We start from the raw sequence: 26371 nt of genomic DNA, 5'->3' as shown, positions 1-26371 counted from the left end.
CGTCGTCACCCCCCGTCTCTGTCGTACCGCTCGTATCCGCCGTATCGAGACGCCGTAGCCAAGCGCCGTAGCCAAACGCCGTGGCCAAGCGCCGTAGCCAAACACCGTGGCCAACGCCTTGCTCAGACACTCGCAGCAAATCCTGCGGCCCCCGCTGGCCGCGCAGCAACCCTGGTTTTGTCCGTTGGCATTGAGCATCACGATGCAAGGGAGAATGGCCATGCGCAAGTCTGCCGCTCATCAGGATCATCCCGATCACAGCCGCAAGCCACCGCGGCAAGCAAGCCCGCAAGCGCCTTTGCAACCGCTTTTGCTGGCCTTGCGCTCGGCGTTCAGCCGCCCCGCCGAGAGCTTGAGCCAGCGCCAGGCAGCGCGCACCCGACGTGCCGTGCCGCAGGCGCGGCTACATTTCGAAGCACTCGAGCCACGAGTCCTGCTCGACGGCGATGCCGGCGCCGCGATTCTGAACATCGCCGGCCGCCTTGACGTAGCCGGTGAACAGAAGGACTACCAGTTCACCGTCGACCAACCCAGCCGCGTCGTCTTCGACAGTCTGAGCAATCGCAGCGACCTCAACTGGCGACTCGACGGTCCCGCGGGTCTCGAGCTCACGCGCGCCTTCAACGCCACCGACTACTCTGACAGCGCTTCGCCAGTCCGCGAACTCGCGCCGGGTAGCTACCGGCTTCGCGTCGACGGCAAGAACGACGCGCTCGGCGACTACGCGCTGCGCGTCATCGATACCGCGACAGCCGCCGCAATCGTCCCGGGCGACACGGTCGGCGGCGTCCTCGAGCACGGCAACGACAGCGTGCTGTACCGCTTCCGGGCGAGCGCCGGCGACGCCTTCTGGTTCAACGCCGAAAGCGCCACGGCGGCGCTCCGCTGGCGCCTGATCGACTCTTTCGGCCGCCAGGAAGGCAGCACTTCCGACGCCGCAAGCGATCGCGCACGCTTCAGCGTCCAGCGCAGCGGCGAGTACCTGCTGCTGCTCGAAGGCGCGGTCGGCAACGCCGCGCCGCTCGGCTACCAGTTCACCCTGCAGCCGATCACCGACAGCAGCTCGCCCTTGCTGCTCGGCGAAGCCGCGAGCGCGCTTATCGAGCAGCCTGGCCAGGTCGCGAATTTCACTTTCGACGTCGCCGCGGCGACGCCGGTGTTTTTCGACGGCTTGAGCGGCGCGCCCTTCTACTGGTCGCTGCGTGGTCCGGGCGGGCAACACGTCTACCGCCGTCTGGCGAGCAGCAGCGAGCTCTTCAATGGCTCCGACCGCTTGCTTTTGCCGCCCGGCCACTACACGCTCGCGGTCGATAGCGATGCCGCAAGCACCGGTAGCTTCCCTTTCCGCCTGCTCACCGCCGACTCGGCGACGGCGCTGACCATCAATACCGTCAACAGCGGCCAACTCGATTCGGCGCGCGGGTCCAGGCTGTACACGGTCGCTCTCGCCGCCGGCGACAAGCTGTTCTTCGACGCGCCGCCGATCGCTGGCGGATCGCTCAGCTGGCGACTGTTCGACCCCTACGGCGTCCGCGTCGCCCTTGGCACCCTCGATGTCGGCGGCAAATCGCCGCCGGCGCCGATGACGGTGACGACGACTGGCGAGTACTGGCTGTTGCTCGACGGCGCCGACAGCAATGCCGCCGACGCCGCGATCGCCTATCAGTTTTCACTCAACGCCGTTGCCGATCTGGAGCGCACCCTAAGCGTCGGCGAGGTGGTCGCCGAGCGCGTCGCGATGGCCGGGCAAACGACGATCTACAGCTTCACGCTGGCCAGCGACGCGCAACTGGCTTTTGACTCGCAAAGCAGTCGTGCCGACCTCGTCTGGTCGCTGGCCGGGCCACGCGGCGCCGAAGTCAAGCAGCGGCGCTTCGACCAAAGCGACGGCGCCGCTGGCTTCAGCGCTTTGACGCTGCCGGCTGGCGACTATCAACTGAGCGTGCAGGGAAGCGCAGGCGCCACCGGCGACTACGCCTTCCGCGTCCTCGACCTGGCCGCAGCACCGGAACTGTCGCTGGCCACCGCGCGCAGCGGCCGCCTCGCCCCGGGCAACAGCACGCACGCCTACCGCTTCAGCGCCGCTTCCGGCGACAAGGTCGCCCTGCAGAACAAGGGCCTCGCCAGCAGCGACGTCACCTGGCGACTGCTCGATCGATTCGGCCGCGAGCTTGCCGGCGGCGGCGCCACGGCCCTGCCGGCGCCGGGCGATACGTCGCAGGTCAAGCAGCTGGACAGCAGTGGTCCCTACACGCTGCTGCTCGAAGGACGCGCCGACGCGGCGGCGCCGATCGACTACGACGTGCAAGTCGACGCCGTTGGCCACGTGACACCCGCCGACCTGCCCGCCGGCGAAGCACTCGCCATCGGCTCGCTGGTCGCCGGCCTGCTGGCCAGCGCCGACGCCAGCCGGACGTATCGCTTTACCTTGCCTGCCGATAGCCAGCTGGTATTCGACACACAGGGCGGCGCCAGCAGCACGGTGTGGTCGCTGCGCGGAGCACGCGGCAGCGAAGTCGTGCAGCGAACGCTGTACAAAAGCGACGCCGCCGCCGAGAACCCGCTGCTCAGCCTGCCAGCCGGCGACTACGCCCTGACGGTCAGCGGCGCACCACCGACGAGCAAGATCTCCGGCAACGGCGCCTACGCTTTCCGCCTGCTCGACGCCACAAGCTTCCCGGAAATCACGCTCGGGCAGCGGCTCACGACGACACGTTCGCCGGCCGCTTCGAGCATCGGCTATCGCCTGACCGCCAGCGCTGGCAGCACGCTCAACCTGCAGGCCAGCGATTCGTCGGGCGGCGTCTGGCGCCTGCTCGATCGCTTTGGACAGCAGCTTGGCGTGGCTTCGGTGGCTGCCGGGCAGGTCCTGACGAAGCGCTTCGAGATCCCGAGCAGCGGTCGCTACACCTTGCTCAACGACGGTCTCTACGGCGCCAACGGCAGTTCGAACGTCAGCTTCCTGCTCAGTGAGCCGGCGCGGATCAGCAGCGCCCTCGCCTTCAACCGGCCGCTCACCGCCCGCGCGGCCGGCCCGGGCAGCGTTGCCGAGTATCGCTTCACGCTCGACCAGAGCAGCACCATCGTTTTCGATGCTTTGAGCGGCCCCGAGTCGCACTGGAAACTCAGCGGTCCACCGGCAATCAGCGTCGAGGGCAGCTTCCTGCGTGACAACGGCAAGATCTTCAGCTTGCCGGCGGGACAGTACCTGCTGACGCTGGAAACCGCGAGTGTGCAAGGCGCCGAGTACCGCTTCCGCGTCGTCAACGCCCAGGCCCCGGATGCAACGGCCACGTTTATCGACCTGCTGCCCGGCACGACCGTCCAGGAAACGATCCCGACCGGCGAAACGCGTCTCTACCGCTTCCACGCCAACGCTGGCGAGATTGCCACGATCGCCAAACGCAACCTCACCGACGGCGACAACCAGCGCGTCTCGTGGCAGTTGTGGGACGCCGCCGGCCACTGGCTTTCGTCGCCTGATGGCGGCCTGACAACGATCACGCTGCCGGCCAGCGGCGAGTACCTGCTGGCGGTCTTCCCCGATTTCAGCGTCTACCCGCCCGACAGCGATCCTCGCCCGATCGCCTTCACTTTCGCGCTGTCGAGCGCGCGAACGCTGCCACTGACGCTGGGCGACGATGTCGTCGGCGAGGTCGAAAAAGCCGGCGAGAGCGTCCACTACGGCTTCACGCTGACGGCGCCGACGTCCTTGCTGATCGACAGCGGCGCCATCGGTGGCAGCGCCAGTGCATTTGCGTGGACCCTCGACGGCCCCGGCGGTCGGCAGGCGTCGGCGAGCTTCGCCGACAAGCTGTCGCGGGTGCTGGCGCTGCCGGTAGGCAACTACGACTTCAGCGTCGCCAGCGAGACGCTGGCCAGCGGCGCCTTCGCTTTTCGCGTGCTCGACGTCGCGACGCTGCCGGCGCTCGCCTTCGAGACCTTCGTCGCGCTGACGCTCAGCCCGGCAAGCCGGGCGCAAGCGCTGGCGCTGACCCTCGACGAAGACAGTGAATTGCTGTTCGTTCCCACCGCCGTGCCGACACGCGATGGCGACTGGCGAATTCTCGATTCCTTCGGCAGAACGCTGGCCAGCGGCGCCATGTCGCAAGGCAGCGAGGCGTTTGCGCTGCAAGCCGGCCGCTATACCTTCGTCGTCGACGGCCGCACGCTCGATACGACAAGCGACGACTACGAATTCGTCGTGCGGCGCCTGCTGCTTCGCCCGCAGACGCTGACGCTGGCCAGCGACACGCTGACCAGCGCCGACGTCGGCGGCCGCATCGATCGTCCCGGCGAAGTTCGCGAGTACCGCTTCGCGATCGACACGCCAACGACCGTCGTCTTCGACGCGCTGTCCGAAAACGACGACTTGAGCTGGCAGCTGTTCGGGCCGACCGGGTTGCTCGGCGCGCAGCACGGCCTCGGCGGCCTGGCAATCGTCGAACCGATCCGACTCGACGCCGCCGGCAACTATCGCTTGCGCGTCACGCCCGACTTCGCAGCGACCGGCGACTTCCGTTTCCGCCTGCTCGACGCCAGCCACGCCGAAGCCTTGCCGCTGGATTCGGCGCAGTCGCTAGTCCTCGACCCCGGCAACAGCATCCACGTCTTCGACATCGACGGCAAAGCCGGCGACCGTCTGGTCTTCACCGCGGGCCATCTCGACGGCAGCGCGGCATGGCTGCAGATAATTGCCGCCGACGATCTTCGCCTCGTTAGCAGCGCGCTCCTCGCCGCCGACTCGCCGGTCGCGATGACACTGCAAAGCGACGGCCGCCAACTGCTGATGGTCGTCGGCAGCGGCGACGGCGACGCCACGTTGACGCTCGACTACTCGGCGACGCTGGTGACGCCGCTGGTCTCGAGCTTGACGCTTGGCAGCGAAGCGCACGGCAGCACCCGTTTCAGCGGCGTACCCGATCAATGGCAGTTCGCGCTGCACGGCCCCACTCGCCTGCTCTTCGACGCGCTCACCGCGGCCACTGCGCGCTGGACGCTGCGCGCCGCCGACGGCCGCTGGGTCGCCGACGGCTGTGCTGACGCCAACGCGCTCCTGAACCTTGACGCCGGCGCCTATACGCTGGCCGTGCAGGCCGACAGCGACGAAAGCCTCGGCGCCTACGCCTTCCGTCTGCTCGACTTCGCGAGCGCCGAAGCGCTGCCGCTGCAACAGGGAATCCAGGGCGCGCTGCAGCAGCGCAGCGCGGCGCGCGTCTTCCGGGTGTTGGCAGACGGCAACGGCAGACCTCTGAACATCAGCGCCGTCGCCAACAACGGTGAGCAAGGCGAGCTTGCCGTCTACGATTCGAACGGCAGCTTTCTCGGCCGTTATCAGCTGCCGACGAGTGAGTCGAACGCGCCCCTGGCCGTTTTCGCCGGCAGCTCGGGCAGCGCTGGCAGCGAGTTTCTGCTGGTCATCGACGGCCAGACCACAGCCAAGGAGCCGCTACACTATTCGCTGGCCGCCTGGCCGGCCGCAGCCCTGCGGGCACTGCCGGGGCAAACGCTGAGCGGCACGCTGGCGCACGGCGGCGAGCGTCGCAGCTACCAGATCACCGTGCCTTTCAGCCAGTCGCTGCCGGCGCGCGCCTGGGTGCACGACGCCGGCTCGAGCGCGGTTCGCTGGCGTCTGCTGCCGGCCGGCGCCAACGTCGAAGCCGTCGCTGCCGCGCGCTGGTGGGCAGACGCGCAGCCGTCCGAAGACGCGGAGGCCGACGATTGGCTGGTCGCCGCCGGCGACTACGAGCTGACGATCGAAGCGACCGACGACAACGCCGCTTTCACGCTGCAATTGCTCGCTGGCGATTCGGCGACCACGACTCCTTCGAGCGTCCAGCATCGCGAGCTGGCGAACGGTCGCGACGCGCTGCTCTACAGTTATACGGTCGACCACGCTGGCGGCTATCGACTAGAGCTGGCGACCGCACCCGAGTCGCCCGTGCACTGGGCGCTGTTCGACGCTTCCGGCCGACAGCTGGCGAACACGGCGGGCAACAATGGCGGCGCTGTGAACGGCATCTTCGAGTTGAGCGAACTGGCTGTCGGTCGCTACCTTCTGATGCTTGCCGGTCAAGCCGAGCCGAGCGACAACATGGCCTTCGACTTCGCCTGGTCGCCGACGAGCATACGCCCCGGCGATCTCGTGTCGGGTCGCTTGAGCGAGGCCGATCCGATCCGCCGCTACGCGCTGGAGCTTCCCTTTGCCGGCTATCTCCAGGTCCATGACCAAGGCTCGGACGCTGGCGTCAAGTGGCGAATCCGCCCGCTCGGCGACGCCGCCAACGGCGACGACTGGGTCAGCCTTGACGACGCGCTCGATGACGACAGCGACAGCGACCGCGAAGCCGCATATCCCTACATCGACTTTTTCGACAGCGGCAGCTATATCTTCGAGGTCGCGTCTGACAGCGACGCCACTTTCGGTTTTGCGCTACTCGACCTTGATCATGCACCCGAGCTCGCTGCCGGCGAGAACGTGCTTACTTTTGCGCCTGGCGAACAAGTCAAGGTCTTCCGCCTCGACGCGCTGCTCGCCGACACCGTGATGCGCCTCGCTATCGACAACGACGGCAGCGAAGAAATCAGCTGGCTGTTGTTTGACGCCGAGCAATGGCTGGTCCAGGAGGGAAACAGCGCCAAAGCGTCAAGCTCGCTCAGTCTCGGCGATGGTCCCTACACGCTCGAACTCAAGCGCCCACTCGCGCCTGACGCGGAGCGAGCGCTGGGCTTGCGCGTCACACTAGCCGGCACAGAAAAGCAAACGGCGCCAACGCTGTACCTGGACGAAACGATCGCCGTCAGCCTAAGCGCGTCCGCAGGCTACGAAAGCCACTTCACCTTGGCCATCCGCGAACACAGCCAGCTGGCGTTCGAGGCGCTCTCGGAGCTTTGGGGCGTTGATTACGACCTGCTCGACAGCAGCGGCCAGCGGCTGGCGAATTCTTACCTGGGAAACAGATCGGTCGCCCTGGTCGAGCTGGCGCCGGGCAATTATGACCTGCGGCTTTACTCTTCAGCCGCTCCAGACGACGTCGATTCGTCGGTCGACTTCAGTTTCCGCATGCTCAACGCCGCCACGGCCGACCACCCGTCCCTGACGCCCGGCGCGCCGCTCGATGGCCGCTTGCTGCCCGGCGGCCGCATGACGCACGTCTATCGCTTGCCGGCGCGTGCCGGCGACAGCCTCTCCATCGAGGTCGGGCCGGCAGGCGGCGGCCAGGCGTCCGCGCTGTACTACGCGGGCTTGTACCTGTTCGACCCTTTCGGTAGCGCTGTCGGCGGCGGCTTGGTCGGCCACGGCCCCCTGCATCAGACACTGAGCGAGTCAGGCACCTACACCGTGCTCGTCTTCGGCGATCTGTCGCGTAACGAAGCGCTGGACTATTCGATTGCGGCGACGCTGCTGGCGGGAAACAGCGCGCCGCCAATCCCCAGCACACCACTGCCCCTTGCCGTCGACGTCAACGACACGCTGTTCGCGATCAGCAAGGCCTATCGGCTGACGATCACCGAGGCCAGTCTGGTGCTAATCAGCGGTCGCACCATCACCGACGCCGAACCTTGGTGGGCGCATTGGCAGCTGCGCGACAGCGCCGGCTTGCTGACCGGCGCCCACGGCTACTGGAACGACTACACCAACACGGTAGATACGCGCTTGCTGGCAGCCGGCGAGTACACGCTCGAAGTCTCCGTACACTATGGGCTGGGCGGCGATCTGGTTGTTCGGGTAGACGACAGCAGCACCGCCACGCCGGTCACTGCCGGCGCCAGCTTTGGCGACTCTGGCGCGGCGGTGTACCAGGTCGACCTGGACGTCGGCGACAACTATCTGCTGCAAGCCACCAACGACAGCCGGTGGTCGATTTATCGTCCCGACTTTTCGTTTGCGCGGGAGCTTGGCGGCGAGCAGGCCGCGCACTTTGCCCCGTCGCAAAGTGGTCGCTGGTACTTCGTGCGTAGCGATGACTACTTTGGCGATTCGACGGTGTCCGTCGAGCCGACGCTCAAGCCGATCGCCGTCGGCGCCCGCATCGACGGCGTACTGGCGGCGAACAGCTCCGGCGACAGCTACCAGCTGAGCCTGACCGAACGAAAGCGCCTCTACCTGGACCTGCTACAACTCGATTGGCCGGCAGAGATTTTCTTCTTCCAGGGGCACCAACTGATCAACTCGATAGTCGCGCAACCGGCACAATCGATTAGCAGCCACCCCTTCGAACTCGCCGCCGGCGAGTACCGTGTAGAGGTCCGCCCGGACGGCGCGCCCGACAGCGACACGCCGTACGCGCTGCGCTTGCTGGACTTCGCCGCCGCGCCAAGGCTGCTGTTGAACGCCGAAGTGACGGCAAGCCTGCGACCGGGCGAAGCCGTCGTCTACCGCCTGGACGTCACCGCCGGCAGCCGCCTCGACTACCAGGCATTGGATCTCGGCGAAATCGAGGGTGATTGGCAACTCTTCGATCGCGACTACAGCCCGGTCGACTCCGGAGCGCTGAGCACTCGCAGCGGTGTGTCGGCACCGACGACGACCGGCAGCCATTTTCTGGTGCTCGACAGCGTGCCAACAGAGGACGACGTCGAGCCATCGACGATCACTTTCACCATGCAGACGCCCCAGGCGATCAGCGTCGGTGAACACGTCGACGGCTCGGCCTTTGCCGGCAGCAGGCACGCGTCGTACCTCTTCAACCTGGCGGCGGCGACGCGCGTCCTGATCGACCCCGGCAGTCTTGCCAACAGCGGCAAGCTCGCCTGGGCGATCACGCGTGCCGAGCAGTCGATTGAGCACGGCACGCTAGCGCACCCCGAGACGCCTGACGACCATCTGGCGATCGTCGAACTGCCAGCCGGCAGCTATCTGCTCGAGCTCGAGGCGGCCTATCGCGTCGAGCAAGCCGACGACTTCGCTTTCCGGCTGCTCGATCTGGCGCAAGCGCAGCCACTGCCGATGGCAAGCGCGACGACGGGGGAGCGTAGCGGCGGTCAGGCCGCGATCTTCGCTTTCACCGCCGACGCCGGCGACGAATTGACGCTCGAACAACTCGCCGACGACGGCGATCTCTGGTGGCTACTCGACGAATTCGGCCGCGAAGTCGCGCGCGGCGACGCACCAACAAACACGTCGACGAACATTGCCGCGCTGCCGCGCAGCGGCGTCTACACCCTGCTCCGCGACGACCCGGCCGACGCTGTCGGCGGCACGGCAATGACGAGCTACAACTTCCGCGTGTCGACCGGGCTGACTGCGGCGCCGACCTTGCCCCTGGACGGCGTCGTCGACGGCACGCTCGATGCGCATGGCCGCCTCGAGTACCACCTGGCGACAGCGACGCCACGGACGCTGTGGCTGACGCCGCTGAGCGCGTACTTTGATGCCGACGTCGAAGTACGCGACGCCGGCGGCTGGCGCGTGCACGCCACCGACCACCTCGGTGACGGTCGCCAGCTGATCCACTTGCCGGCTTCGGGCAGCTACACGCTAGAACTGCACGACACCTGGGGCAATCAGAGTCCGCGGTCGCTGCGCTTTGCGCTGACCGATCTGAGCGCGCCGACGAATCTGACACCAGCCAGCGCCGTCAACGGCATTCTCGACAGTGGCAGCAGCGTCAAGGCGTATCGCTTCAGCGCGAGCGACGGCGCGACCTTCACTTTCGACGGCAACCCGACGGCGGCGAGTGGTCTGCGCTGGACGCTGCTCTCGCCTTACGGCGTCGCGCTGGCCGACGGTCAGGTGCGTAGCGACAGCGCGCCGCTGGCGCTCGCCGCCGGCGACCAGCTGCTACTGATCGACGGCGGTGCCGCGCAGAATAGCGGCGCTTACAGCTTCGTGGTGAACGTCGCAGCCAACGGTAGCACGCCGCAGTTGCCGCGCAACACCGAGGTCAGCGAGACCTTGGCGGCAGGTCGCCAGGCCAGCTACGCGCTGCACCTCGCTCACGCCGATCTGCTGGCTTTCGATAGCCTGGCGAGCAGTGCCAATCTGCGCTGGACGCTGCTGGCAGCGGGCGGCGTCAAGGTCTTTTCGCAGGCGATGCGGCAAACCGCGGTCAGCGGCGATTTCGCAGGTCGCCTGCAAGCCGGCGACTACACGCTGCTGATCGACAACGTCGGCAACCAGACCGAGACCAGCGCGTTCAACGTTCGCGACCTGGCAGCAGCGGCGCCTCTGAGCGCCGGAAGTAGCGTCAGTACCCGCCTGACGCCGGCCAACAGCATGCAGCTTTTCCGCTTCGAGGCGCTCGCCGACGAGCGCTATTTCATCAACACGCTGAGCAGCAGCGAGACGTCGACCGCCGCGCTGGCCCGCGCCGTGCCGCAATGGCGGCTGCTCGACCCGCTCGGACGCAGCGTGTTCGAGCCAATCGCGATTGGTTCGGCGAGCGTCGCCTTCGACCACTATCTTGCGCAGACCAGCCAGGCGGTCTACCGGCACAATTTCCAGGGCAGCGATCAGGAGACGCCGCCGCTGCTGCTCAGCGGCACTTATACGCTGGTCCTCGACGGTCTCGGCGCCGCCAACGCCGATCCGGCGGCGCTTTCCTTCGAGTTAATCAAAGTGCCACCAACGCCGCCGGTCGTTTTCGACGCTTTCCCGAGCAAGTCGGCAGCCGACCTCGTCGTCAGCGCGCTGACGGTGACGCCCGACGGTGTCGTGCACACCGGCCAAACGCTGCGCATCGACTGGCAGCTCGACAATCATGGCCAGCAGCCAACGGCCGGCAACTGGCACGACCGGATCATCGTCCGCAATCTCGATAGCGGCCGCGTCGTCGCCGACGTCGCCGTCGCGTACGACGCCAGCGACCCGGCCAATGGCGACATCGCCGCCGGCGAGTCGCGCAGCCGCAGTCATTTCCTCGCCCTGCCAGCCGACGCCGGTGCCGCCGGCCGCTGGCGTGTCATCGTCATCACCGACGCCGACAACACCATCCGCGAGAGCGACGTCGACGGCGCCAACGAGCGTAACAACGCGCGCTCGATCGCTATCGAGACGCTGCCTGCGCCATCCAGCGAGCTGCAAATCGAGGCTCTCGGCTTCGACCCGACGAGCACTTTCGAGGCCGGCGCCGACGTCAGAATTACCTGGGAAACCGTCAATCGCGGCAAGCTCGACGCCGCTCCCGGCTGGACCGAGCGGCTGGAACTGCGCAACTTGTCGACGCGGACGCTGGTCGCCAGCGTCGCCTTTCACGACCTGCCCGGCGATGGTCCGCTGGCGGCAGATGGCCAACGCACGCGCAGCGCGCTCGTCAGCTGGCCGAGCGGAGTCGAAGCGAGCGGGCGCTTCTCGCTGCGCGTCACGGCCGACCAACAACCAGGCGGCAGCGATGAAGGACTGGCGGGGCGCCACTCCGCCGAACTGATTCGCCTCGTCGGCCCTGACCTGCAGGTCAGGAATCTCGCCCTCGACAGCGGCGACGTCGCCGCCGGTGCGCTACTGAGCATCCGCTGGGATGACTGGAATAGTGGTGATAGCGCAACGCCAGGCGCTTTCGACGACCGAATTGTCGTCAGGAATCTCGACCTCGCACTGACGCTACTCGACACCAGCGTCCGCTATGATCCACTGGCCAGCGTCGATGCCGAGCTCGACGGCCAGTTTGATACCCAGCTCAATGGCGCAATTCAGCCCGGCGAGCAAGGCCAGCGCCGCTTCAGCTTTCGCCTGCCCGACGGCGTTCGCGGCACTGGCCGTATCGCGATCAGCGTCAGCACCGACCAGGACGGCAGCGGTTTTGGAACGTTCTTCGAGAGCAACGCCGACGGCGACGCCGAGAGCAACAACAGCGCCAGCATCGAAGCCTGGTCGGCGAGCGCCGCCTACGCCGACCTGCGCGTCGCCTCAGGCGCCGTCCCGGCAGCCGCCTTCGCCGGCGACGAGCTGACCGTCGACTGGCTGGTCGCCAACGACGGACAGGCCGACAGCGACGCCGATTGGGACGACCAGATCGTCATCAGCAGCGACGCCGTCATCGGTAACGCCGACGACCAGATCGTTGGCCGCTTCCGCCACAGCGGCGGCCTCGCCGTCGGCGACAGCTACACGCATAGCGCCACCGTAACGCTGCCGCTGCTGGCAGCCGGCCGCTATTACCTTGGTGTGCGTGCCGACGCCGACCAGGCGGTTCGCGAACCCGATAGCCGTGGCGACAATGACGCGACGACGGCCTTCGACTTGCGCCGAGCCGCTGCCGACCTGCGCGTCACCGAGCTGACGAGTCCAGCCAGCGCGCTCGGCGGCGCGACCATCGCCGTCAGCTGGCGGGTCGGCAACGACGGCGAAGCCGCCACCGACCTGGCGCTGTGGACCGATCGCCTCGTTCTCTCGGCCGATGAGATCCTCGATTCCCAGGACATCGTCGTCGCCAGCGCCGTCGCGCATGCCGGTGTCCTGGCTCTCGGCGCGAGCTATCTGGCGACCAGCCAAGTGACGTTGCCGGCGCTGCTCAGCGGCGACTACTTCGTGATCGTCAAGGCCGACGCCGATGGCCGGCTGGCCGAGAACGGTCGCAGCGCCAACAACAGCGCGGCCAGCGCGACGCGCCTGCACATCGACCAGGCGCCGATCGCCGATCTGGCCGTCGGCGACGTCGTCGGGCCAACGGCGCTGCAACCCGGCGAAGCCGGCGTCGTCAGCTACAGCACGCGCAATGTCGGGACGCTGAACGTCGTCACGCCCTGGCGTGAGCGGATCTACCTCGACCGGGGCGCTGGCGGATTGCTCGAAGTCGCGAGCGTAGTCGCTTCAGAGCCGCTGGCGGTCGCCTCGACGGTAGCGCGGCACGTCGCATTTACCCTGCCCGTCGGCGTCGCCGAAGGGCAGTTCAGCTGGTTGGTGATCGTCGACGCCGACGACGCCATTGCCGAGTCGACAGCCGCCAACAACCATGCTGCATCCGCGGCGCCAGTCGTTGTTGGCCGCAGCGACCTCGGCGTCAGCAGCCTCGACTTTGCCAACAGCGTCGAATCGGGCTCGACGCTGCACGTCGAATGGAGCGTGCGCAATGGCGGCGTCGTGGAAGCGCACAGCTGGCTGGACCGCGTCTTTGTGATCCGCGATGGCGTCGAGCGGCAGTTGGCCGAGGTCTCGCGCAGCGGTCCGCTGGCCGCTGGCGCAAGCTATGGTGCGAGCGCCGACGTGCTGATTCCGCTCGACTTCGTCGGCGCCTACGAACTGCTCGTCGTCACCGACGCCGACGCCGTCCTCGCCGACCGCAGCCGCGGCAACAATAGCCTGGCCGCGCCATTGAGCGTTTCGCTGGCGCCCTACGTCGACCTGCAGATCGACGCGCTGACGCTGACTCCCGACGGTCCCTTGCAGCCCGGCCAGCGCGTTACCGCCAGCTGGCTAACGCGCAACGCCGGTACCCGGCCGCTCGAAGACGCGTGGCGCGAACGCCTCGAACTGCAGCAACTCGACACCGGCAAGCTCGTCGCCAGCGTCGAGCTCAGCCGCAGCGCACCGCTCGCTGCTGGCGCCAGCCGTGCCGGCAGTGCAGAGTTTTTCTGGCCGCGGGGACTTGACGCCGCCGGCCGCTTCGCACTGCGGCTCGTCGTCGACGCCGACGCGCAGGTCGCCGAAGCCAACCCGGCGGGCACCGCCGAAAACAACAACAGCGCCGAAGTCTTGCGCGTCACCGGTCCCGACCTGCGCGTGCGAAACCTGCACGCCGAAGCGTCTGATTTGGCGGACTTGCACGCTGGCGGCGCGTTGAACATTTTCTGGGAGACCCTGAACGACGGCGGCAGTGCCACCGACGCGCTGTTCATCGAGCGGATCCGCGTCCGCAACGTCGATACCGACCAGATCCTGCTCGATAGCGACCTGGCGTTCGACCCGCTGCTGGCCATTGGCGACGTCCCGGGCGGCGCCTTGCAGCCCGGCGAGCAACGCCAGCGCCGCTTCAGCCTGACGCTGCCCGAGGGCAACAAGGGTAGCGGCCGGATCGAGATTCGCGTCAGCACCGACCAGAACCGCGCTGGCGTCGGCACCGTTTTCGAGACCAACGCCGACAACGACGCCGAGAGCAACAACAGCGCCAGCGTCGAAGTCGACTCGGCGAGCAAGGCGTATCCCGACCTGCGCGTCGAGGCCGCGAACACGTCGCCGACCGCCGTCGGCGGCGAGTGGACGACGATCAGCTGGCGCGTCGCCAACCGCGGCGCGGTAGACGCCAGCGGCGCCTGGAGCGATCAGCTGCTGTTCAGCAAGGACGCGGTTCTCGGCAATTCCGACGACGTCGTGATCGGTAGCTTCCGCCACCTCGGCGGCCTGGCCGTCAACGAAAGCTACACGCAAGAGCTGTCGGTCAAGATGCCGCTGCGTGGCGCCGGGCCTTACACGCTCGGCGTGCGCACCGACAGCGGCGCCGAAGCCGAGCCCGACCCCGGCAGCGACAATTTCAGCAGCGCCTTGCCGGTCGAGCTATTGGCGCCGATCGTCGATCTGGCGGTGACCGCCGTCAACGCACCCGCCAGCGCGCGCAGCGGCGACGAGGTATCGATCAGCTGGGAGGTGCGCGACGTCGGCAACGCGACGACCATGCAGGCGCAGTGGAACGACCGTGTCGTGCTCTCGTCGGACGCCACCGTGAGCGCCGACGATCTGCTCCTCGCCGGCTCGCTGGCGCACGCCGGCGCGCTGGCGCCCGGCCAGGCGTACGACCGCGAAGCGACGCTGACGCTGCCGCGCGACATCGCCGGCGACTACTACGTCCTCGTCGAGACCAACAGCAATCGCCGCGTCAACGAGGGCGCGCTGACGACCAACAACAGCGGCGCCAGCGCGGCGCCGCTGCACATCGAATTGACGCCAACTCCCGACCTGCGCGTCAGCGACGTTCTCGGAGCCAGCGCGCTGCGCCCGGGCGATGCGACCAGCGTCAGCTACACGCTGCACAATAGCGGTGCGGCGCCGACCGCCGGCGCCTGGTACGACCGCATCTATCTCGAGGACGACGCAGGCGTGCGCCGCGAAGTCGCCAGCGTCTTCAACACCGCGCCGCTCGCCGCCGGCAGCAGCGTCAGCCGTAGCGCCAGCTTCAATCTGCCGGCGTCGCTGCCCGAGGGCCAATGGCGCTGGCTGGTCAAGGCCGATGCCGACGACAAGCTCTACGAGCGCAAGGGCGAAGACAACAACCAGGCGTACGCTGCCGACGCGCTGAGCGTCGCGCGCATCGACCTGACGCTGGCGACGCTCAATGCGGCGGCGAGCAGCTTGTCGGGAACGACGCTGCAGATCGAATGGCAGGTGCGCAACGACGGCGGCGTCGCGCTCGGCAGCTGGACCGACCAGGTATTCCTGGCGCGTGCCGGCGTCTCGCAAAAGTTCGCCGAGGTCGCGCACATGGGTCCGCTGCCGACCGGCGCCAGCTACGCCGCCAGCGCCGAGGTGGCGATCCCGCTCGACTACGCCGGCGACTACCAACTGATCGTCGTCAGCGACGGCGGCAACGCGCTCGATGACCGCCAGCGCAGCAACAATCGCGCGCTCGCGCCGCTGGCGATAGCCCTCGCGCCCTACGCCGACCTGGCGGTCAGCGAGCTCAGCGCGCCGTCGCTGCTGATCGCCGACCCGGCGACGCTGGCCGTCGCCTGGACCGTCAGCAACCAGGGCAACGGCGCTGGCCAGTTCTCCAGCTGGGTCGATCGCGTCGTGCTCTCGCGCGACGACGTCATCGGCAACGCCGACGACCGCATCGTCGGCGAGTACCGGCACGACGGCGCGCTGGCGGCCGGCGAGTCGTACAGCCGCGCCGAGCAGATCGTTCTCGCCGCGCGCAGCAGCGAGCGCTGGCAGCTGTTCGTCGTCAGCGACGCGCGCGGCGAAGTTTTCGAGAACCACTCGGAGCTCAACAACGTCGCGCGCCTGCCGCACAGCGTCGACGTCATGCCCGTCGCCTACGCCGACCTGCAGGTCGCGGCGCTGACCGTCGACGGCGAGCCGGCGAGTGGTCGGCCCTTGACGCTGAGCTGGGAAGTCGTCAATCAGGGGATCGGCAGCACCAACACCAGCGAGTGGTCGGACGAAGTCTGGCTGAGCCGCAACGCCGACGGCAGCGGCGTCGTCGCGCAGTTCGCCGCGGCGCGTCACCTCGGCCAGCTGGCCGTCGGCGACCGCTACGCTCGCCGCATCGAGGTGACACTGCCGGCGGGAATCAGCGGCACGCACTATCTCAACGTGCGCACCGGTGGCCCCTTCGAGTTCGTCTATACCACCAACAACAGTGGCCACTCGCTGGCGCTGCCGGTAGCGCTCTCGCGCTCGCCCGACCTGCTGGTCGAGGCCATAGCCGCGCCGGCCAGCGCCCAAGAAGGCGCGCTGATCGACGTCTCGTGGACTGTCGTCAACCAGGGCGACGCCGACGCCGTCGGCGTGTGGGTCGACAGCGTCTGGCTGCAAGCCGCCAGCGGCAACGCCAGCGCCATCGCCCTCGGTAGCTTCAGCAACGATCGCAGCCTGGCCGCCGGCACGCGCTACACGCGCACCGAGCAGTTGCGTCTGCCGCCGAAAATCGAAGGCCTCTACCGGCTCAAGGTGATCAGCAACGCCATGCTCGGCAACGGCGGCGAGCAGATCTACGAGCACGGCGCGGCGCGGACCAACAACACGCTGCTCGCCGCGACGACGACCGCCATCGCCCTCAACGATCGCCCCGACCTGCGCGTCACCAGCGCCACCGTCGCCGAGCACGTCGGCGCCGGCACCGCCACCGCCATCCGCTACACCATCAGCAACCTCGGCGCGGCCATCGCCAGCGGCCGCTGGACCGACCAGGTCTACCTGTCGCTGGACGCCACGCTCAGCGCCGACGACCGCCTGCTCGGCGAGATCGCCAACGCCAGCGCGCTGGCGCCCGGCGAAAGCTACGCCGGCGAGAGCGCGCCCTTCGACATCCCGCTGCGCATGCGCGGCGACGCCTACCTGATCGTCGTCGCCGACGGCCAGCAGCGCGTCGACGAGTATCCGAACGAAGCGAACAACGCGCGCGCGACGCGTTTCACCGTAGACCCGCTGCCCTTTGCCGACCTCGTCGTCAGCGACGTCGTCGCCCCCGACCAGGGCGTGCACGGCGCCCGCATCGACGTCCGCTATCGCGTCGCCAACAACGGCAGCCAGACGACGCGCGGCGAGTCGGCAGCGCTCAACAGCTGGACCGATACCATCTGGCTGGCGCGCGACCGGCGGCGACCCGGCGCCTACAAGGGCGATATCGTTCTCGGCTCCTTCACCCACGTCGGCCACCTCGCCGTCGGCGACAGCTACCTCGGCGACGCCCGCGTCGTCCTCCCCGACACGCTGCGTTCGGGCGAGTACTTCGTCACCGTCTGGAGCGACACCTACGACCTCATCCTCGAAGACACGCTGGCGACGCAGGTCAATCCTGACGACCCGAACCAGGTCGACAACAACAACTACCGGGCGCGGCCGATCAGCGTCCTCGGCGTCACGCCGCCCGACCTGCTGGTCAGCGAGCTCGTCCCGCAGGCGAGCGCCGATGCTGGCGACGGCGGCGGCTACAGCTTCAGCTACAGCGTTGAGAACCGCGGCGACGCCTTCACCGGCAGCTGGACCGATTCGGTCTATCTCGCCGACAGCGCCGACTGGAACAGCGCCCACACGCTCTGGCACATCGCCGACTTCGGCCAGACCCGAACGCTCGGTTTCGGCGAGCGCTACTCGGTCAGCCAGACGCTGCAACTCGCGCCGTCGGTCAGCGGCAATTACCTGATCGTCCGCAGCGACGCGCAGGCACGCGTCAGCGAAAGCAACGAAAGCAACAACGCGCGCAGCAGCGCGTCGCTGGTGAGCGCGTCCGCCGCCGACCTGCAGGTCACCGCAATCAGCACCGAGGCCAATAATTTCTCGGGCGAGGAAACGACTCTCAGCTGGACCGTCAAAAATTTCGGCGCCGCCGTCTGGGCCGGTACGCGCAGTTGGGTCGACAGCATCTACCTCAGCCGCGACGCGGCCTTCATCGCCGAACGCGCGATCGCGCTCGGCAGCGTCACGCACGCCAACGTCGGCGGTCTCGCCGCCAACGCCAGCTACACGACTTCGACCAGGCTGCGCTTACCGGTTGGCGCCGACGGTCCGTATTACGTCTACGTGATCACCGACGCCGAACGCGACAGCGGCGACCCGCAAATGCGCCGCGCTCGCCAGGAACTGTGGCCGGGCGGCGACCAGAACGGTGCCACCGCCTGGTACGCCGGCAGCAACGGCCAGCCGGGAAGCGTCTTCGAAGGCGCCCGCAACGACAACAACATCAGCCGCGCAGCGCTCAGCGTCAGCTACCGTGAGCCCGATCTGCAGATCGACGAAGTCGTCATTTCCGAAGCCGCGGCGTGGTCCGGACAGTCGCTGACGGTCAGCTGGCGCGTCAGCAATCGTGGCAGCCGGGAAACGCGCAACAGCCAGTGGACCGACGGCATCTACCTCTCGCGCGACGCGTCGCTCGACTACGGCGATTACCTGCTGAAGACGCATGCCATCCAGATTCAGCAAGACGGCCAGCGGCAATCGCTCAAGCCAGGCGAGTCGTATAGCGCGTCGGCGACCATCACGCTGCCCGAATCGATCAGCGGCGACTTCCATATTCTGGTCAAGACCGACACCGTCGTCTTCGCCAATCCGGCGACCAATGAACGCAGCGGCATCCGTGACGGCCTGCCGACGCTGGCGCGCTATGGCGACCTCGCCGGCTCGGTTCTCGAATTCGCCGACGAAGGCAACAATCTCGCCGCGGCGCCGCTGGCGATCAGCCTGGCGACGCCGCCCGACCTGCAGGTCGCCGAGGTGATCGCCCCCGACTCGGCGCTTGCCGGGCAGCCGTTCACCGTCAGCTACCGCGTGGTCAACGCCGGCGGCGACACGCCCGGTGATCAGGGTCGCTGGCAAGACCTGCTCTACCTGTCGCGCGACCGCTTCCTGGACCTCAAGCAGGACATCTATCTGGGCTACGTCGAACATCGTGGCGGCCTGCTCGCCGGCGGCAGCTACGACGCCAGCCTCAGCGTCAGCGCGCCAGCACAGCTCGCCGGCGCGTACTACGTCTTCGTCGTCAGCGACCCGGCGTACGCCTGGGGCAGCGGCGAATACGGCCAGGTGCGTGAATTCGGCCGCGAGCAGAACAACGCCAGCGCCGCGCCGCAACCGCTGCTGATCGAGATTCCGCCGCCCGCCGACCTGGTCGTCAGCCAGGTCTTGCTGCCCGCCAGCGCCAGCGTCGGCGACGCCATCCGCATCGACTACACGATCAGCAATGTCTCGAGCAACCCGGCGCAGGGCCGCTGGACCGACGCGCTCTATCTCTCCGCTGACAACCAGTGGGACCTCGGCGACGTCCTGCTCGGCAAGGTCGATCACCTCGCTGGCGTCGGCGGCCTCGGCGCCAACGCCAGCTACGACGGCCACTTGAACGCTTCGCTGCCGCCGCTGCACGAGGGCAGCTGGCGGGTCATCGTCCGGCCCGACCTGTACAACGAAGTCTTCGAAGGCACCATCACCTACACCAGCAACGGCCTCATCGTCGCCCCTGGCGAGGCCAACAACCGCAGCGCCTCGGGCGCGACGCTGCAGGTCAGCGTCCCGACCATGGCCATCGGTGCGCCGCTGCACACTACCCTCAGCCCGGGGCAAGAGCGGCTCTACAAGATCGCCGTCGCCGCTGGCGAGACGCTGCGCGTCAGCCTGACGCACGACGGCGCTGGCGATGATGGCAGCAACGGCAGTAACGCCGCCAATGAACTCTATCTGCGCTACGGCGACGTCGCCAGCGGCTACGCTTTCGACGCCGCCTACGACCGGCCGCTGTCGGCCGACCAGGAAGTGTGGTTGCCGAACACGCAGGCCGGCGACTACTACCTTCTCGTTCGCTCGCGCCAAGGCGCGACCCATTCGCCGGTGACGCTGCGCGCCGACCTGCTGCCCCTGTCGATCACGCGTATCAGCCCCGACCAGGGCGGTCGCGGTGACGATCAACACCGTTGGCTGAGCATCGACATCGACGGCGCACACTTCAAGCCCGGCGCGCTGGTCAAGCTGAGCAAGCCCGGCGTCGCCGAAGCCGAACCCGAACGCTGGCAAGTGCTCGACGCGACGCGCATCCGCGCGGTCTTCGACCTGCGCAACTTGCCACTCGGTCTCTACGACCTGAGCGTGATCAATCCCGACGGCCAGCGCGTCACCGAAGCGCAGCGTTTTCTCGTCGAGCGCGGCGTCGAGGCCGACGTGACGATCGGCATCGGCGGCCCGCGCAGCCTGATCCCTGGCGAGAATGGCCTGTACAGCGTCTCGCTGCAGAGTCTGAGCAACGTCGACACGCCCTACGTGCGTTTCGACCTCGGCGTCCCCGAACTCGGTTACAGCGCTGAGCTGCTCAACGGACTCGCGCTACCGTATCTGGTCGTCGGCGGCAACGTCGCCGGCCAGCCCGACGGCGCGACGCTCGACAGCGCCGGCAACACGCAGACCTACGGCCCAACGCCGACCAGCGGCACGGCCCGCGCCGACGTCCCCTGGGCGAGCCTCGACGCGGCACTGAACACCGCCGGCGTGACGCTGTTGCCGGGCTACGCGCTCGACCTGGCGGCTGGCGGCTACGTCGGCATGAGCTTCACGGTCCAGACCTACCCGGGACTGGCCGAATGGCAGGCCTGGGATTTCGACGGCTTGCGCGGCAAGCTCTACGCGCTGCACCCCGAATGGCAGGAACTGGGGCTGCTCGACGGCGGCCCCGAGGATCTCGACCGGATCGCCAACGGACTGGCGAAGAAGTTCATGTCGCGCGTGCCGCAAGAACATCTGCTCGACATCGAAGCTCTGGCGATGCCTTTCCGCTTCAACCTGGCCGGCGCGGCGACGCCGCTGACGCGCGACGAATTCATCGCCGAACAGATCGCGCACGCCGCCCGGTTGCGCACCGCCATCCTCGCCGACACGACGGCGCCGGCGAGCCTGGCGGCGCTCGCCGCCGACCTCGGGCAGTGGCTCGCCGGCTGGCTGGCGGCGCTCGAATCGGCCGGCTATCTGCGGCCGCTCGACGAAGCGCCACCGATCCGCGCCAACGCCAAAATGATCAGCCTGAGCAGCACGCTGGCCAGCGGCATCCTGCTCGCGCATGGCGGCGAGACTTATCGCAGCCAGGGCGACCTGCTCGGTTTCTTCGCCACCGTCCAGAAGTGGTACGGCGATAGCGCTGCGCGCGCCGGCGACCCACTGGCGACGACCGCGCCGATCGACTATCTCGAAATCAGGCAGGCGCTCGCCGGCTACGTCGAAATCCCGGTGCCGGTGCTCGCCAACCCGGCCGATTACGACCAGCACGCGACGCAGGCGACGCACTTCATCAACTTCAACGTCTTTGCTGGCGGCATCAGCGAACTCGAATACCTGCGCCACATCGGCGTCCTCGACGCCGACTTCAAACCTCTTCCCGGCCAGGCGCTGGACCTGACGCGCTATCTGCAGCAGGCGGCCAGCGAGTCAACAACGGCGGCGACCGGCAGCGCCGCGCTGCTCAGCGTCCAGGGCCCGCAAGCGGCGCTCGGCGAAGACGGCCAGGCGACCGTTCCAGCGGCGACGCCACTGCCCTACACGATCAACTTCAGCAACCCCGGCGAGACGCCGGTGGGACAGCTGCGGCTGCTCGGCCAGCTCGACGCCGGCCTCGACGCGCGCTCGTTCCGCCTCGGCGACCTGCAGATCGGCGACATCAAAGTCCATCTGCCGGCGGCTCGCGGCAGCTTCCAGGGCGATTTCGATTTCACCGCCAGCAAGGGCTTCGTCCTGCGCGTCAGCGCCGGCGTCGACGTGTCGACGCGGATCGCCACCTGGCTGCTGCAAGCGATCGACCCACAGACCGGCGAGCTGCTGCGCGACGCGACGCGCGGCCTGCTCACCGGCAGCGCCGGCCAGGCCAGCGCCGAGTTGCGGCGTGGCTTCGTCAGCTACACCGTCATCGCCGCCGACGACGCGCTCTCGGGCGTCGACATTGCGGCCAGCGCGCGCTTGATCCTTGACCAGGCGCCGCCGATCGACAGCGACAGCACGCTCGTCAGGCTCGACGCCAGCGCACCGCGAACGACGCTGGCGGTCACCGCGCTCGGCGACAACACCGACGGCGCGCCGACTTTCGACCTGCGCTGGCAAGCCGACGATCGCGACAGCCTTGGCGGCGTCGGCAGCGGCGTCAAATCGGTGACGCTCTACGTCGCCGAAGACGGCGGCGACTTCCGCATCTGGCAGCGCCAGGTCGACCCGACGGTGGCGCAGGCGATTTTCGTCGGCGATGCTGGCAGCAACAAGCACTACGAGTTCCTCGCCGTCGCCATCGATCGCGCCGGCAATCGCGAGGCCGCTTCGCTGGCCAGGGCCGTGCTGCCCGACGACGGCGCACGCCAGGAAATTCTCGACACCCTCGGCGTCAATCAGTCCCTGCTGCCGACTACGGAAACGCCGCAGGCACCCGCCGACCGCGTTTATCCGGCCAACGCACTGTTCGCCGACGCGTCGCGACAGCTGCCGGGGCTGGTCGCCAGCGTGCAGGCCAGCGATTTCCGCTCGGTACTTGCGCCCTTCTCGCTGCGCGGTTTCGCCGCCGGCTACGCCGCCAGCGACGCCGACATCGGCGCGCAAGCGCTGCTCGAGATGCCTGACCACAGCTTCATGTTCAGCGCCGGCAGCGAGCGCAAGCAGGTCTTTCACGTTGGCCACGATGGTGGCCAAGTCGGCGGCCAAGGCGGTAGCGGCGTCGGTAACGGATTCGCCAGCGCCACACCGCTGTTCACCCTTGCTGCGCCGATCACCGACATGGCGCTTGATCGTCTGGGGCAGCTGTGGGTTCTCAGCGGCGCCGAACTGCTGCAGGTGGACGCCGCCAGCGGCACAATCATCGCAGCTCATCAGGGCCCCGGCGGCGAGCCGCTGACGCACGCACTGGCGATCGACCCGGGTAACGGCGAAATCTACGTTTCGTCGGGCCAGGGAATCGACGTCTTCGACCCGACGGCCGAGCTTGCCAGCCGCGCCTGGCGACACTTCAGTAATCAGCGCGTCGGTGACCTGGCGTTCGCCCCCGACGGCCGCCTGTGGGGCGTCAAGTGGACCGGCAGCGAAATCGTCGGCGCACAACTGCACGCCAGCAGCGAGATCATCAGCTTCGCGCTCGAAGGCCGTTACGCCGGCCGCGCCGAGCTCGAATTCAAGCTCGCCGGCGAAATCGACAGCATTGCCTTTGGTGCCAACGCGACGCCGCTCGCCGGCCTGCTGTTCGCCTCGAGCACGCTCCGCCAGCGCGCGCGCACCAGCGACATAGAAGCGACGCCGCAGCAGTCACCGCTGTGGATGATCGAACTCGCCAGCCGCCAAACGCTGCAGCTGGCCGAAGGCGGCACGCGTGGCGAGAGCGTCGTCGCCACCGCCGACGGCCGCATCCTGGTCGCCCAGACAACGCGCATCGACGAGATCGCGCGCTACCGTGCGCCGCAGGTCAAAGCCGTCACCATCGCCGATGGCGCGCTGCTGGCGCTGCCGATCAACCAGATTGGCGTCGTTTTCGACCAGCCGATGTGGCTTGGCGCACAGGCCAGCGCCGCCGCTGGCGAGCGGCACGACGCGCTCGACGCGCACAGTGTTCTCAACCCGGTCAACTTCACACTGACCGCGCTCGGCGACAACGCCGGCGCACAGCTCGCCCCGCAGGCCATCCGCTGGGATGCGGCGACCTACACCGCCTGGCTGGCCGTCGACGGTCTCGCCGCCGGCGAGTACCAGCTGACGATTGCCAACACTCTGCAGAGCAGCAGCGAAATACCTCTGCCGGCGAGCTACTCGAGCCGCTTTACGGCGCTGCTCGACATGAGCAGCGAGCTGCAGCTCGAGTTCACCAACACGCGTGCCAACCGCGCCACCGGTGAGATCACCTACGACGTCAGCGTCACCAACGTCGGCAGCGACGAAATCCGCGGCCCGTTGCTCCTGCTGCTCGACCCCGGCCAGTACTTCGCCGATCTGATCGCCGACGCGCAACGCGGCGACGCCGCGCAAGCCGAGCTGTGGACCATCGACCTCAGCGCCGCACTGCAGGCGCTCGGCGGCAAGCTGGCCGGTGGCGCGACGATCGCCGGCCAGACCGTGCGGCTGACGCCTGGCAGCGAACTGGCACGGCGCGCCGGCCTCGCCGAGCTGGTGAAAGGCAACGTCGGCCACGGCGTCTACGCCTTGCCGCAGGAAAACGCGCCGCCGATCCTGCGCATTGCCGAGGTGTTTGGCGACGCGTTTGTCGATGCGTTCGACAAACCCTTCGACGATGCCGAGCTGCCGCTGGCGACCGTCGGCGAGGTATGGACCGCCACCGTCGAAGCCGTCGACAGCGACGGTGAACGCTTCTGGTGGCAACTCGTCGAAGCCCCCGTCGGAGTGACGCTGACGCCAGCGGCGACGATCGAATCGGCCGAAGACGGCCAGCACGCGCAGGCGACGCTGGCCTGGACGCCGACCGCCAGCGCCGACGCCGACAGCCGCGTCGTCGTGCGCGTTCAGGACAGCCGCGGCGGCGCCGCGCTGCGCCGCTTCCGCTTGCTGGTGATCGGCGGCCAGCACGCGCCGGTCATCGACCCGATTGCCGACCACACGCTCGCCGAAGGTGAAACGCTATCGCTACCCTTGCTCGCCGCCGACGCCGACGGCGACGCGCTGACGCTGAGCATCCGCAAGCTGCCGCCCGGCGCCAGCTTCGACGCCGCCAGCGGCGTCCTGAGCTGGACGCCAGGCTTCGATCAGGCCGGCATCTGGGACGGCATCACGGTCATCGCCAGCGACGGCACGCACACTGCCAGCGAGTCGTTCACGATCACCGTCGACCAGGGCTACGCGCCGCCGACACTCGCCGCGCTGGCTGTGCAGCAGCTGCGCGAAGGCGATTCCTGGTCGCTGCAACTCGTCGCCGGCGTAGCGGGGAGCGCCGCCGGTAGCATGCAGCCCGACGGCACGACGCTCAGCATCGAATACGGTGCGCGCTGGCTGCCCGGCGGCGCGACGCTCGATGCGGAGACCGGCTGGTTCGCCTGGACACCCGCTTTTGACCAGCACGGCAGCTACCGTGTGCCGGTCATCGTCGTTGCCAAGTGGACGACGCTCGGCGGTGAAACGAAGCGCACATCGCTCAGCCGCGACATCGTCCTCGAGGTGGCCAACGCCAACGGCGCGCCGTTCTTCCACACCGCCGAGACCTGGCATGTACTCGAAGGCCAGCCGCTGCGCATCAACGTCTTCGCCTTCGACCCCGACCACCCCGAGTTCGCCGCAAGCATCCGGCCGCGCGCCGATGCCGAGGCGATCGGCGCCGAAGGCCGTGCGCCGACTCTCGACTACCAGCTCGACGGCCTGCCGGCGGGCGCCAGCTTCGACGCCGAAACGCTGGAAATCCTGTGGACGCCGGGCTACACGCAGGCCGGTAGCTATCGCCTCGAGCTTACCGCCAGCGACGACGGCGACGGCAGCGCAACGCCGGCGACCAGCCAGCTGCCGCTGAGCATCGTCGTCAGCAACGCCAACCGCGCGCCGCAGATTGCCTCCCTCGGCAAGGCTTTGGTCGATGCCGGCGAGATCGTCGAAATTCCCTTCAGCGTCAGCGACGACGATGGCAATCCGCTGGCGGTCACGATCAGCGGCCTGCCGCGTTTCGCGACCTGGACGCAGACCACTGACTCAGACTCGCTGGCCGGCCGGGTCGACGGCCGCATCCACTTCGCGCCGGGCGCCGGCGATCGCGGCGACTACACGATCACCGTCAGCGCCAGCGACGACGGCGACGGCGACGCCACGCAGGTGCTCGGCACCGCCCGATCGTTCATCGTCGGCGTGCGCAGCGTCAGTGAAGCGCCGCAGATCACCGCGCCGCGCCAGGTCGTCGCGCTGGTCGGCGAACCGCTGTCGGTCGCACTCGTCGCCAGGGACCTCGATCAGGATCCCTTGACCTGGAGAGCCGGTGCGCTGGGCGGAGTTGCTGCCCCGGCCGTACGGGCACGCGATGTAGGGCCGGCGGGCGTCGGCCGCGCGCACCGCATGTCACATACCAGACACCCTAGCCAACCCCCCAGCGTACAATTAGAAAGAAACAGAACACAAACGCCCGACCCACACCACCAGGGCTTAACGACTGGCTCGCCCTTACTCCCGCGCAGCCGCCCTGGCAATCCGTCACGCAGCCCTGCCGTGGCCTCATCTCGTCCGCCCCGCAGCACCTCCGCTTGCTTGGCATCTGTAAGGATCCCGGTCGCTTGTGGCAACGGTCAGCCGCTAGCGGATACCCGCGGACGCCGACACCACCGGGTCACGCCTGCCTCGAAGAAGAGAATTTAG

1 protein-coding gene is annotated in these 26371 nt (G+C 68.2%); it reads left to right on the top strand.

What is annotated here, in order from left to right; translation table 11 throughout:
- Nucleotides 1–220 precede the first annotated feature (220 nt).
- Nucleotides 221–26371, top strand: coding sequence for a CARDB domain-containing protein (locus QZ656_RS23210; protein WP_291995608.1), 26151 nt, complete (start codon nt 221–223; stop codon nt 26369–26371).

It is taken from the genome of Candidatus Accumulibacter sp. ACC003 (assembly GCF_907163085.1).
GTDB lineage: Bacteria > Pseudomonadota > Gammaproteobacteria > Burkholderiales > Rhodocyclaceae > Accumulibacter.
This window is presented reverse-complemented; position numbering and strand designations above follow the sequence as displayed.